The organism is Kitasatospora sp. NPDC059827 (genome assembly GCF_042731675.1).
Taxonomy (GTDB): domain Bacteria; phylum Actinomycetota; class Actinomycetes; order Streptomycetales; family Streptomycetaceae; genus Kitasatospora.
Genome location: NZ_JBHWIV010000002.1, coordinates 249535 through 262251 on the forward strand (window position 1 = coordinate 249535; position 12717 = coordinate 262251).

Annotated in this window: 8 protein-coding genes; 3 read left to right on the forward strand and 5 right to left on the reverse strand. The window is 73.4% G+C overall.

Annotated elements, in window-relative coordinates:
- Window positions 1-42 precede the first annotated feature (42 nt).
- The 4 genes from ACFV8H_RS02260 to ACFV8H_RS02275 all read right to left on the reverse strand — a co-directional run bounded on the left by ACFV8H_RS02260 (window position 43) and on the right by ACFV8H_RS02275 (window position 5589).
- Entirely contained in the window at window positions 43-1188 is a 1146-nt protein-coding gene (locus ACFV8H_RS02260) for a GNAT family N-acetyltransferase (protein WP_380396149.1), read from the reverse strand.
- The gene (locus ACFV8H_RS02265) at window positions 1188-2576 is read right to left on the reverse strand and encodes an MFS transporter (protein ID WP_380396150.1); all 1389 of its coding nucleotides are present in this window, start codon (window positions 2574-2576) and stop codon (window positions 1188-1190) included. Before ACFV8H_RS02265 ends, ACFV8H_RS02260 begins: the two co-directional genes overlap by 1 nt.
- Window positions 2573-3835, reverse strand: coding sequence for a phenylacetate--CoA ligase family protein (locus tag ACFV8H_RS02270; RefSeq protein ID WP_380396151.1), 1263 nt, complete (start codon window positions 3833-3835; stop codon window positions 2573-2575). Before ACFV8H_RS02270 ends, ACFV8H_RS02265 begins: the two co-directional genes overlap by 4 nt.
- Before the next feature lie 590 nt (window positions 3836-4425).
- On the reverse strand, window positions 4426-5589 hold the full coding sequence (locus ACFV8H_RS02275) for an alpha-hydroxy-acid oxidizing protein (RefSeq protein WP_380396152.1): 1164 nt from the start codon (window positions 5587-5589) through the stop codon (window positions 4426-4428).
- Between the two features lie 211 nt (window positions 5590-5800).
- On the opposite strand from ACFV8H_RS02275, the gene ACFV8H_RS02280 reads away from it, so the two are divergent.
- Complete coding sequence (locus ACFV8H_RS02280) at window positions 5801-6637, forward strand: class I SAM-dependent methyltransferase (protein ID WP_375890326.1); 837 nt, start codon at window positions 5801-5803, stop codon at window positions 6635-6637.
- 106 nt (window positions 6638-6743) lie between these two features.
- On the opposite strand, the gene ACFV8H_RS02285 is transcribed toward ACFV8H_RS02280, so the two are convergent.
- Window positions 6744-8303 (reverse strand): amino acid adenylation domain-containing protein, encoded by a 1560-nt coding sequence (locus ACFV8H_RS02285; RefSeq protein ID WP_380396153.1) that lies wholly within the window; start codon window positions 8301-8303, stop codon window positions 6744-6746.
- A gap of 392 nt (window positions 8304-8695) precedes the next feature.
- On the opposite strand from ACFV8H_RS02285, the gene ACFV8H_RS02290 reads away from it, so the two are divergent.
- Together ACFV8H_RS02290 and ACFV8H_RS02295 are read left to right on the forward strand one after the other, a co-directional pair.
- Window positions 8696-9523 (forward strand): aminotransferase class IV, encoded by an 828-nt coding sequence (locus ACFV8H_RS02290; protein WP_380396154.1) that lies wholly within the window; start codon window positions 8696-8698, stop codon window positions 9521-9523.
- 175 nt (window positions 9524-9698) lie between these two features.
- On the forward strand, window positions 9699-12717 hold a 3019-nt coding region (locus ACFV8H_RS02295; protein WP_380396155.1), incomplete at its 3' end, for an amino acid adenylation domain-containing protein.

A 12717-nucleotide genomic window follows, 5' to 3' on the forward strand; every position in this document is an offset into this window, starting at 1 on the left:
GGTCGGCCGGGTGGTCGGCCGGGTGGTCAGTCAGGTGGTCAGTCATCGTGAGACCTCGGGAATGGGTAGGTAGGTCGACGTCCAGGCGGTCAGGTAGGCCAGCAGGTACGGCTGGAGCGGACTGCTGACGGCCGCGGCCCGGAAGTCGATCTGACGGCTGGTGCGGGAGAGCACCACGTAGTCGTGGAACCGGTCGCCGATCCGGCGCATCGCCGGGTAGACGGCGCTCGGGATGAACCCGGCGGCCAGGAACGCGTCGAGCCCGGCGGTGTCGGCCAGCGGCAGCAGCGTCTCGACGTAGTCGGCGCCGGCCCGGGTGACGGCCGCCATCAGTGGCTCCAGCGCCCCGGTGAGGGCCGCCGGGGACGGGTGCACCGCGATCAGCGAGCAGCTCGCCGCGACCCGGTCCAGGTCGGCGTACGCCTCGAACGCGCCGTCCGGTGGGGTGAGTACGGCGTTCGGGACGTGCAGCGGGAAGAACCGTTCCCCCGGATCGGGGAAGAGTTCGAGGAAGCGGCGGCGGACGAAGCCGGGTGCGGTGATCAGCTCCATCGGCGCGGTGACCGGCGCGGTCCGTCCGAGGACCGGGACGGGGGCGTCCGTCGGGCGGGGGAGGCCGTAGTCGACGCCGGTGCTCTGCCGGGCCGCCTCCAGCAGCGGGACCAGGGCCCGGGGCACGGCGTCGACGCGCTCCCGGCGGGCCAGGACGCCGTCGGCGTGCCGGGCGAACAGGGCGAGGCTCTCGCACCCGGCCACCTCGACGGCGTTCGGCATCAGGCCGAGCGCCTGGAAGCCGTTGCGGGAGAGGACCTGCTGGGGGCCGGGGGTGACCACCCGGGCGGTCGCGTAGACCGAGTCCAGGGTGCCGGCCGCGAAGGCGTCCGCGCAGACGGCGGCGGTCAGCCGTCCGGCCAGCCCAGCGCCGCGCTGGTCCGGATGGACCGCCAGGCCCACCAGCTTGCCGATCCGGCCGCCGGGGTCGGTCTGCACCGCCACCGAACCGGCCAGCCGGCCGGCACCCTCGGGGCGGGCGGTCAGCCAGTGGGTGTGCGGGTCGTCGATCAGGCGGCGCATCTCGGCGGGGTCGCTGCCGAGCGCGACCGGGTAGCCGTGGCCGTAGACGTCGAAGTAGAGCTGCCGCAGCTGTGCGACATCCTGCGGTGCGGCCGGGGCGAGCGTCACGGTCATCACACGGCCCCGTTCGGCTGCGCGGTCGCGGTCGCGGTCGCGGTCGCGGTGGCGGTGGCGGCGGCGCTGGTGTCGATGGCCGGTGCCGGGGCCGGTTCGCGGCGGCCGGTCCACCACAGCGCGACGGCGACCGGCAGCACGCCGACGGCCTGGATCAGGCACAGCGTCCGCGCCGGGAGGTGGTCGCCGAGCAGGCCGAACGCCAGCGACGACACCGGGAAGGTCGCCCCGAGCAGCGCCTGCATGACGGCGAAGAAGCCGGGGCGGTCCTCGGCCGGTACCAGGCGTTGGAACAGCGCCACGAACCGTACGCCGATCACGCCGACGCACCAGCCGGCGACGGCCATCGCCCCGACGGCCGGCGCCTGTCCCACGGCCAGGCCGGGCAGGCCGAGCGCGGCGGCCATCAGGCCCAGGCAGCCGGCGCCGACCGCGGTCGGCGAGCCCGGGAGCCGGCCGCCCGTGAAGGAGCCCACCAGGGTCCCGGCGCCGAGGGCCGCCTCCAGGGCGGCGACGGTCGAGCCGTCGGCGTGCAGCACGGTCCGGGTGTACAGCGGCATCACCACGAACACCGCCGTGGTGAACACGTTCGCGGCGGCGAAGCAGAGCAGCACCCGGCGGATGAAGGGGAGTTCGGCCAGGATGCGGCGCAGCGGACGCCGGGCGGTGGGCGACGGGACGTCCGCGGTTGCCGGGCCGTCCACGCCCGGGGCGGCGGGGGTGCCCGGGGCGGCGGGGGGCGCCGGGAAGCGGGTCGCGCCGACCAGGGCGGCCGCCAGCAGGTAGGCCCCGGCGCATCCGGCGACGATGCCGGGCAGACCCGCGCCGTCGACCACCAGCGGGCCCAACAGCCCGCCGGCGAGGCCGGCCAGCGACTGGGTCGCGAGTTCGAAGCCGGTCGCGGCCTCGATGTCGGCGTCCTGGACCAGCTCGGGGACGGACGTGGTCAGGCAGGGGTCGAAGACCGCCTGGCAGCCCGCCAGCAGCAGCGCGGCACCGTACATGACCGCCATCGGCGGCGTCGCGGTGTACGTCCAGCAGGCCGTGCCGAGCGCGACCAGACCGGCGACGGCCGCCGAGGCGGCCAGCACCGTGCGGTGCGGGCGGCGGGCGATGAGCGCGGCCACCAGCGGGGCCAGCGCCACCGCGGGCAGGGTGCTGACGGCGAGGAAGGTGCCCGAGGCGAGGCCCCGGTCCGGGCCGGCGGCGTAGCCGATCAGCCACCACACCGCGCCGACCTGGAACATCCGTCCGGCGGCCTGGGTGAGGACCTGCGCGCCCCAGACGGCGGCGAAGCGCCGGTTGCGCAGCACGAGCGGCAGGCGGCGGGCGGCTGCCTCGGTCGCGTCGACCGCTTCGGCTGCTCCCGCAGCCCGGGCCCCCGTCACGAGTGCGGCCGTTCGTCGAGGACGCGGATCAGCTTGCCGGTCCGCGGGTTGACGGCGAGTTCGTGCGGACGCACCCACGTGACGGACAGCGGGTGGACGTGGCCGGCGGCGGCCGCCTCCGGGTACAGCGGCCGCGCCGTGTGGACGGCGGTCGTGACGGCGGCGGCCAGTTCGGGGAGCCCGGTGGGGTTCCCGTCGCAGGCCAGCCGCAGGACCAGCCCGTCGCGGCCCTCCCAGCGCCGCACCACCAGCTGGACACCGATCACCCGGCCGGCCGGGTCGGCGGCCCGGACGAGGTCGAGCACGTCCTGGGTGTACAGCGACACCGGCCCCACCCGTACGCCCTCCTGGGCCCGGCCGAGGATGCGGAACCGGCCGGAGGCGACGTCGGTCCACTCCGCGCGGTCCCCGACGGGGTAGCGCAGGACGGGCATCAGCCGTCGCCGCAGGTCGGTCACCACGACCCGGCCCGGTACGCCCTCGGTGTCGATCGGCTCGCCGGTGTGGTCGTCGAGGATCTCCACCACCGTCTCCGGGGTGAACGCCCGGTGCACCCGGGTGTCCGGCCCCGGTACCGGGCGGCCGAGCAGCCCGGCATCGACGGCGGCGTAACCGATCGACGAGACACGGGCGTTGGGGAACACCTTGCCCAACAGCGGCTGCTGGTCCTGGTAGAGGCCCTCGCCGCCGAACAACAGCAGTTCCACGGAGGGGAGTTCGCGGCCGGAGGCCAGGAGGTGGTCGGCCAGGGCGCACAGCGTCGTCGGGGTGCCGGCGACCACCTCGACCTGGAACTGCTCCAGGGTCTGCGCGGTCGACTCCAGGGGCGCCGCCCCGCCGATCGGCAGCCGGACGTTGGAGACGGGCGAGCGGTGCAGCGAGTCGAGGATGAAGGTGTAACTGGCGTACAGGTCGCCCGCGTAGAAGAGGTCGGCGACCCGGTGCCCAGGGCGCAGCCCGGCGTCGACCAGTCCGGCGCCGAAGGAGGTGGTGAACTCCCGCCACTCCTCCCGGCTGTAGAAGGAGAACTTCGGCGAGCCGGTGGTGCCACCGCTCTTGAAGACGACGGCCTCCTCCAGCGGACCGGTCAGCAGCCGGTTGTCGCGGGGCGTGTTGGCCTGCCAGAACTCGGCCTGCGGGACGACCGGGAGGTCGGTCAACCGAGCGGCCGAGTCGGGCAGGCCGGCGTACAGCTCGGCGTAGAAGGGTGAGTTGCGGCGGGCGAAGCGTATGAGCTCCGCCAGGGGTTGAACGGGCATCAGTTCCTGCTTTTGGGCGTGCGAGGGCGGAGCGAGGTCGTGCGGGTGCACGAGCTCGCCCTACGGGTCGGAGGCGATCTTGGAGCCGGCGGTCGGTGGAATTCGATTCCGGTGCGACGCGGCGGGCAATGGGTTCGGGAAACGGACCGAGCGTGCGCACCGAGGTTCAGTGGTGCGCGGATGGTTCGTCAGCTGATGCGACATCGGGGTCTGTGGGGTCACCCGCTCGCAGAATGCAAGGCTATCACCAGGATATGCCTTCGGAACCCTGGTTGAGTTGTCGTCGAATGGTATGGATACGACCCGAGCCTTCATTGCTGCCGTGTTACAGCGATATGACGCGCGGAGGGTGAGGTGGATCTCCCGGCGGCCGGACGGGGGCGGGGGGTTCGCACCCCCGTCGGCCGGTATTCGCCATTCAGTTAGTTGAATTGACGACATTTCATGCTCGGACTGCCTGATGGCGGCTCGGATGTCGGAATTACCGACGGCCTCAGGGGGTGTCGGGCCCGGATCCGGAGAACTCGCCCCGGCGGAGGCCGCGTTCGGGCCCGGCCGGGGACGGCCGACCGGGCCCGGACGTCCCCGTCTCAGAGCCGTACCAGTGCCTCGGGGGTCAGGTCGGCCAAGGTCGGGTAGCCGTCGACGGCCATGAGGAGGTCGGCCTCGGCGAGCAGGGCGCGCAGGACGTGGACGATGCCGTCCGTGCCCTCCAGTGCCAGCCCGTAGGCGTACGGGCGGCCGACGCCGACCGCCGTGGCGCCGAGGGCGAGCGCCTTGACGACGTCGGCGCCGGTGCGCACCCCGGAGTCGAACAGGACGGGCAGGCCGGCCGCGGCCTCGACCACGCCGGGCAGCGCGTCGAGCGCGGGCAGGCCGCCGTCGGCCTGGCGGCCGCCGTGGTTGGAGCAGTAGATGCCGTCGACCCCGCCGTCCCTGGCGCGGCGGACGTCCTCGGGGTGGCAGAGGCCCTTGAGGATGATCGGCAGGTCGGTGAGGGACCGCAGCCAGGGCAGGTCGGCCCAGGTCAGCGGGTTGCCGAAGACGCCCGCCCACTCCAGGACGGCCGCGCCCGGGTCCTCCTCCGGGGCCTTGGCGAGGCGGGCCCGGAAGACCGGGTCGGAGGTGTAGTTGGCGAGGCAGTGGCCGCGCAGCTGGGGGAAGTTGGAGGCGGCCAGGTCACGCGGGCGCCAGCCGGTGACCCAGGTGTCCAGGGTGACGACGATGCCCTTGAACCCGGCGGCCTCGGCGCGGTGGACCAGGCTGGCGGCGAGGTCGCGGTCGGTGGGCGTGTAGAGCTGGAAGAAGCCGGGGGTGTCGCCGAACTCGGCCGCGACCTGCTCCAGCGGGTCGACGGTGAGGGTGGAGGCGACCATCGGCACGCCGGTCCGGGCGGCGGCCCGGGCGGTGGCGAGGTCCCCGTGGCCGTCCTGGGCGCACAGGCCGATCACCCCGACCGGCGCCATGAACAGCGGCGACGGCAGCCGCAGCCCGAACAGCTCCACCGACAGGTCCCGCTCCTTCGCGCCGACCATCATCCGCGGGTAGAGGCCCCAGCGCTCGAAGGCGGCGACGTTCGCCCGCTGGGTGGACTCGTCCCCGGCCCCGCCCGCGACGTACGACAGCACCGACGGCGGCAACGCGGCCTGCGCCCGGGCCTCCAGCTCCGCGAAGGTCATCGGCATCGTCGGCAGCACGCCGCCGAGCCCGTTGAGGTAGATCTCGTTCTGGTAGTCACCGAAATGCTGCGCCATGATGCGCGGGCCTTCCTGTCGGTGTTCGGGGCAACGGTCGCGAAGGTACCCCGGGCGCGCCGTCCTTGGGGCGGGTGGTGGGGGTGGGGGCCGGGTGGGGTGGCGGGGCTCGGTGGAGGGGCGTGACGGCCCCATTCCCATGGGCATGTTCATGCTCTAGCTTGTTGGTGGTGGTCGATCTCGCTAGTGATCCTTGGGGAGGATGGAAACCATGCGTCCCATCGCGAACAAGCACCACGCAGAGGCCTGGAACGGTGAGGAAGGCGCCCATCGGGCGGAGAATGCGGACCGGTACAACGCGATCGTGGAGGCCTTCAACGAGGATCTGTTCCGGGGGGCCGCGATCGGCCCCGGGGACCGGGTGCTCGACGTGGGCTGCGGCACCGGGCAGGTCGCGCTGCTGGCCGCCCGGCAGGCGGCCGGCGGGCAGGTGCTCGGAGTGGACCTGTCGGTGGCGTCGCTGGCGCGGGCCCGCGCCGACGCCGCCGAACAGGGCGTCGGGAACGTCGAGTTCGCGGAGGGGGACGCGCAGGTCTACCCGTTCCCCGACGGCGGGTTCGACGTCGCGCTGAGCCGGGGCGGGTGCCTGTTCTTCTCGGACCCGGTGGCCGCGTTCGCCAACATCCGGTCCGGGCTGCGGGAGGGCGGCCGGCTGGTGTTCATGGTTCCGCAGGCGGGGTCGGCCGACAGCCCGATCGCGCGGGCCACGTCGGCGCTCGTTCCGCTGATGCGGATCCCGGCGCCCACCGCCCAGGGCATGGACTCGCTGCTGGAGCCGGACCGCATCCGCGAGGTGCTCGGCGGGGCCGGGTTCGACGGCGTGGAGATCGCGCCGGTCCGGGCGCTGATGAACTTCGGCCAGGACGCCGACGACGCGGCCGAGTTCATCCTCGGCCAGGGCGGTGTGCGGATCAACCTCAAGGACGCGGACGACGCGGTCGTCGAGCAGACGCGGCAGGGGCTCAAGGACGGGCTGCTGGGCCACGAGACGGCGGAGGGCGTGCTGATCCCCGGGGACGTCTGGCTGGTCAGCGCCGTCCGCCCCTGAGGCCGGAGGCGATGGCGAGGCCCCCGGACCCGGCTTGTGGGTCCGGGGGCCTCGGCCTTGGCCGGCACGGCTACGGCTACGGCTATGGCTACAGCTACGGTTACGGCTACCCGCGGGCCGACCGGGCCAGCAGGGCCTTCTCGTCGACCTTGCCGTTGAGGGTGAGCGGGAGTTCGGGCACGGGCAGGTACACGGTCGGCACCATGTAGGCCGGGAGGGTGCGCGCGAGTGAGTCGCGCACGGTCTCCACGGGCACGGCCTCCTTGAGCACGAGGTGGGCGACCAGTCGCGGCGCGGGCGGGGCGGTGTCGAGCAGCACATGGCAGTCGAGGACCCCGGGCAGGCCGCGGAGTGCGGTCTCCACCTCGCCCAACTCGATCCGGTAGCCGTTGAGTTTGGTCTGCCGGTCCAGTCGGCCGAGGTAGACCAGGTCGCCGTCGGCGGTGCGGAGCACCTCGTCGCCGGAGCGGTACCAGCGGCGGCCGGGCTCCACGTCCTCCCGGAACCGGGCCGCCGTCATCGCGGGGTCGCCCAGGTAGCCGAGCGCCAGTCCGGCCCCGGAGACCAGCAGTTCACCGGGGGTGCCGTCGGGGACCGGCCGCAGCTGCTCGTCGACGACGCGGACCTCCAGGTCCGGGAGCGGCCGGCCGATGGTGCCGGGGCCGCCGGCCTCGGCGTCGCGCGGCGACAGCCTGGCGCAGGTCACGTGCACGGTGGTCTCGGTGATGCCGTACATGTTGATCAGCTCGACCGCGTCCCCGGCCAGGGCGTACCACGGGCGCAGCGCGCCGGGGTCGAGCCGCTCCCCGCCGAGGACCACCCGGCGCAGCGCCAGCCGGCGCGTCTGCTCGGGGGTGAGGACGGTGCACAACTGCCGGAAGGCGGACGGGGTCTGGTTGAGGACGGTGACCGCCCGGTCGCCGAGGAACCGCGCGAAGTCGGCGGGCGTGCGCCTGGTCCCGGGCGGCACGATCTCCAACCGGCCGCCGTGGAGCAGGGGGCCGAACAGCTCCCACACCGAGAAGTCGAAGGCGGGGGAGTGGAACAGGCACCAGACGTCGTCCGGGCGGAAGTCCAGGTGCCGCGCGCAGGAGCGGAAGAGCCGCAGCACGTTGTGGTGACTGACGACCACGCCCTTGGGGACGCCGGTCGAGCCGGAGGTGAAGATGACGTAGGCGGGGGACTCCGGGTGCGGCTCCGCGGGGGCGAACGGCGGGCCTGCGGGGACGAGCGGCGGAAGGCCGTCGGCGGCCGCCATCGCCTCGGAGATCCGGACCGGCCGGACGCCGGGCAGCGCGGGCAGTCCGGGGAGCACCTCGTCCTCCGCGAGGAGCGGCAGGGCGAGGAACTGTTCGAGGATCCGGCGCATGCGCTCCGGCGGGCTGTCGGGGTCGACGGGGACGTAGGCCTTGCCGGCCCGCAGGACGGCCAGCACGGCGGTGACCAGGTGGAGCCCCGGCCGGAGCGCCAGGCCGACGTACGGGCCGCGGGCCGTCCGCCGGAGGTGGGCGGCCAGGCTGCCGGACACGGCGTCGAGTTCGGCGTAGGTCAGCTCCCGGTGGCCGTCGCGGACGGCGACGCGGTCGGGGTGGTCGGCGGCGGCGCGTCGGAAGGCGGCGTGGAGGGACGTCGGCGCGGTGCCTGGCTCTTCGGGTGCAGCGGACAACGAGGACTCCTTCGGGAAGGCGGCCCGGTTCGTATTTCACCGGTATTTCGACGTCTTTGCTGGTCAGCGAGCCCGTGGTGATTGTAGTTCGGGCCGGTGGCCGTCGTCTCGGGTTTGACGCGACGGGAATCGCTTCCGGTGGCATCGGTGACACCGGGAACGGCGGTGACCCGTGGGGTTCCTGACGGCTCCTGAGCGGGGGAGGGTTAGCCGGGTGTGCCGGGTGGTGGGGGATGTATCGGGATTGACTGACATGGTCATGAATGTTAATCTATTGAAGATCATGGAACTGGCGAGTCGTGAACCGCCCTTCTGGTCCGACCGTCGTACTTCATTTGCTATCGGATTTCCGGCACCTGTCGAATCCTGAGCGAAAGTGGGGTCATGGGGTCATGAAGGTGTGGATCAACGGCGAGCTGTTCGATCCGGAAGAAGCTTCGATATCGGTGTACGACCACGGCCTGATCGTGGGCGACGGCGTCTTCGAGACGGTCAGAGCCAGTCACGGCCGACCCTTCGTCCTGACCCCCCACCTGCAACGCCTGGCGCGCTCCGCCGAGGGCCTCGGGCTCCCCGCCCCGGACCTGGACGCCGTCGAACGCGGCGTCCGGGACGTGCTCGCCGGGGCCCCCGCGTGGGCGGTCGGCTGGATCCGGATCACGCACACCAGCGGCGTCGGCCCGCTGGCCTCGAACCGCGGCGACCAAGGGCCCACCACCGTGGTGGCCGTCGCCGAGGGATGGTCGTTCCCGGCCCCCGCGGACGTCGCCGTGGTGCCGTGGCCCCGGTGCGAGAACGGCGCCCTCGTCGGCCTCAAGACCACGTCGTACGGCGAGAACGTCAAGGCCCTGGACCACGCGCGGCAACGGGGGGCCGGCGAGGCGGTCTTCGCCAACCTGGCGGGGAACCTCTGCGAGGGCACGGGGAGCAACGTCTTCGTGGTCGTGGACGGGAGGCTGAGGACCCCGCCGCTCTCCTCCGGGTGCCTGGCCGGAATCACCAGGGAACTCGTCCTGGAATGGTCCGGTGGTGAGGAGGCCGACCTGCCGATCGAGCAGTTCGGGAATTGCGAGGAGGCATTCCTGACCTCCACCACGCGGGACGTCCAGCCGATTCGACTGGTGGACGGAAAAGCGCTCCCGACGGCACCCGGACCGGTCACCGCCCGGGTGCGGGAAACCTTCGCCGAACGCAGCGCGAAGCTGCTGGAATCCTCCTAGAACCCCTCCGTCCGACAAGGCGTTCCACCCCGGGAAACGGTGTTCCGTCCCCGCCGCCGACCCGGGTGACATTCGCGCGCAGAAATACCGCCAAGGCGTTCCGGCAGAACTCGCCGCGAACTCCGTCGGCATGCCCGTTCCTTCGTCAGCGCCGGAGCTCGGCCGAGGAGAGAGAATGCGACTGCCTGGCCGTGGAACGAGTCATCCGTTCTTCGTGGATGCCGTCCTCGCACACGCCCGCCGGGATCCCGACCGGATCGCGGTGGAGTCCGACGGGGGCCGGCTGACCCACCGGGAGCTGGCGGTCCGGAGCGGAGAGCTGGCCGCCGTCCTGCGCGGCGCGGGCGTCGTCCCGGGCGACCGGGTCGCCATGATCGTCGGCCGTGGGGTGGGGATCGCCGTGGCGCTCCTGGCGACGCTGCGGGTCGGTGCGGTGTACGTGCCGATCGACGTCTCGTGGCCGGACAACCGGATCCGCACGATCCTGGCGGACGCCCGGGCCTCGGCCGTCGTCTGCGACGAGGACAACGGGCGGCGGGACTGCTTCCCCTCCGGGCAACTGCTGCTCGGCGTCGGCGACCACGAGGCCGACAGCGCAACGGACTTCACGGTGGCGGACTTCACGCCGCCGGACTTGACGGTGGCGGACTTCACGCCGGACGGCTCCCACCCGGCGTACATGATCTACACCTCGGGGAGCACCGGCCGTCCGAAGGGCGTCGTGGTGCCGCACGGGGCGCTGGCCGCCCGCCTGGGGGCCTTCGAGCACGTCTTCCGGCTGAGCGGGCGGGACCGCTTCCTCGCCCAGTCCTCGGTGGCGTTCGACGCCAGCATCCTCGACCTGTTCCTGCCGCTGGCCCTCGGCTGCCGGACCTTCATCGCCTCCGACGCCCAGCGCCGCGATCCCGACGAGGTGCGGGCCCTCCTGGAGTCCCGCTCGCTGAACGCCACCTTCGCCACGCCGACCCAGTGGCGCTCCCTCGTCCTGGTCGGCTGGCAGGGCGGCCACGACATGCGGATGCTGTCCAGCGGCGAGGCGATGCCGCCCTCGCTCATGGAACAACTCGCCCGGCGCGGAACGGTGTTCAACGCCTACGGGCCCACCGAGGCGACGGTCGTGGTGTCGGTGGCGGACCTGCGCGCCGGGGACGCCGTGCACCTGGGCACGCCGCTCCCGGAGGTGGAGCTGAGCATCGAGGACGAGGACGGGACTCCCGTCACCGAACCCGGACGGGCGGGCGAGCTCTTCATCGGCGGCCCGCACCTGGCGACCGGGTACTGGAACAACCCGGAGCTGACGGCGGAGAAGTTCGCCGGCGGCCGGTACCGGACCGGCGACCTCGCCTCCTGGAACGCCGACGGCTGCCTGCTGTACCACGGCCGGGTCGACGACCAGGTGAAGGTGCACGGCCACCGGATCGAGCTCGGGGAGATCGAGGAGGCCGCGCGCTCGCTCGGGCTCGTCGACGAGATCAAGGTCGTCGTGGACGACGGGGACCCGGTACGGCTGGTGGCGTTCTACACCCCGGCGGGACGGACCCCGGCCGAGGTCCGGGCCGCGCTGGCCACCGAACTCCCGGGGTACATGGTGCCTGCGGTGTGGACCGAGGTGGCGGCGCTGCCGCAGGGGACGACCGGAAAGGTGGACCGGCAGGCCCTGTTGGCACTCCTCGACCGGCGCACGACCGGCGGCACCACAGCCGGAACCGCGCACGAACCCGCAGCCGAACCCGCAGCCGGAACCGCGCAGGAACCCACCGGCAAAGGGCCCGCCGCCGTCGAGGCGGCGCTGCTGGACATCTGGCGGGACGTCCTGGACGAACCCGGCCTGACCGCGGAGAGTGACTTCTTCGCCAGCGGCGGCAACTCGGTGCTCGCCGTCCGCACCGTGAGCCGGGCCCGGGAGGCCGGCATCTCCTACCGGATGTCGGCGCTGTTCGCGAACCCGACCGTCCGGGAGCTGGTGACGACCGGCCTGGCGGTGCCCGAGGCCGCCCCGGGGGAGGGCCGGGCACCGGCCGGGGCCCCGGAACGCTTCGCCCAGCTGCCGAACGCGGAACAGCTGCTGCGCGGCGGCGGGTTGGACGTCGCGCGGGTGCAGGACGCGTACCCGCTCAGCTCCGTCCAGGAGGGCATGCTGGTGCGGTCGCTCACCGCGCCGGAGAGCGGGGACTACCTGATCCGCATCCTGTGCGACCTGCGCGGGGAGTTGGACCAGGAGGCCTTCCGCCGGGCGTGGGAGGAGGAGGTCGCGAGTCAGGACCTGTTGCGGTCGGTGTTCGCGTGGCACGGTCCGTTCCCCTTCCAGGCCGTACTCGCCGGGCCCGTCCTGCGCTGGGAGGCCCATGACTGGCGGGAGTTGGGGCGGCGGGCCGCCGAGGAGGCCTACCAGGAGCTGAGCGCGGCCCGCTTCGAGGAGGGGCTGGAGTTCGACGCGGCACCGCCCCTGCGGCTCGACCTGATCGACTTCGGCGCAGGGGCCGCCCGGCTCCTGCTCACCTTCCACCACCTGCTCCTCGACGGCCTGAGCATCCCGCTGCTGCTCCGACGGGTCCTGCGCCGGTACGACGGGGACCCGGCCGTCGCGGGGGAGCCGGTCCTGCGGTTCGGCGAGTACGTGTCCTGGACCCGCCGCCCCGCCGGAGAGCCGACGCAGGCGTTCTGGCGGGACCACCTGGGCGGGAACGGCACGGAACCGGCTGTGTCCCTGGTGGCCGACCGACCGGAGGGCGGTGCCGACGGCGGCCACGGCCACGGGGCCGACGGCGCGCACCTGTCGACCGCCCTGCACCTGGACCCGGACCGCTGGGCCGCCGCCGTCCGGCGCTGTCGCCGGGCCGGGATCACGCCGAGCAGCCTCGTGCAGGCCGTCTGGTGCCGGGTGGCGCAGGCCTACACCCAGGCCGACCGGGTCGTCTTCGGCCTGACCCAGGGCGGGCGCGGCCTCCAGCCGGCCGGGGCGCAGGAGGCGGTGGGCACCTTCGTGGTCACCGTGCCGGTCGCGGTCGTCCCGGGCGCCCACGACTCGCTGACCGCGGTCGCCCGCTCCGTGCAGGAGGTCAACGCCCGGACGGCGGAGCTGGACCACGTTCCGCTCAAGGACCTCCAGCGGATGGCGGGGGCGGGCCCGGACCGCCCGCTCTTCGACTGCCTGCTCTCCTTCGACCGGGAATGGACCCCGCTCACCGTCGGGC

Coding starts and splice junctions, on each gene's coding strand:
- ACFV8H_RS02260 (WP_380396149.1), bottom strand. CDS start 1,188: ATGACCGTGACGCTCGCCCCGGCCGCACCGCAGGATGTCGCACAGCTG.
- ACFV8H_RS02270 (WP_380396151.1), bottom strand. CDS start 3,835: ATGCCCGTTCAACCCCTGGCGGAGCTCATACGCTTCGCCCGCCGCAAC.
- ACFV8H_RS02275 (WP_380396152.1), bottom strand. CDS start 5,589: ATGGCGCAGCATTTCGGTGACTACCAGAACGAGATCTACCTCAACGGG.
- ACFV8H_RS02280 (WP_375890326.1), top strand. CDS start 5,801: ATGCGTCCCATCGCGAACAAGCACCACGCAGAGGCCTGGAACGGTGAG.
- ACFV8H_RS02290 (WP_380396154.1), top strand. CDS start 8,696: ATGAAGGTGTGGATCAACGGCGAGCTGTTCGATCCGGAAGAAGCTTCG.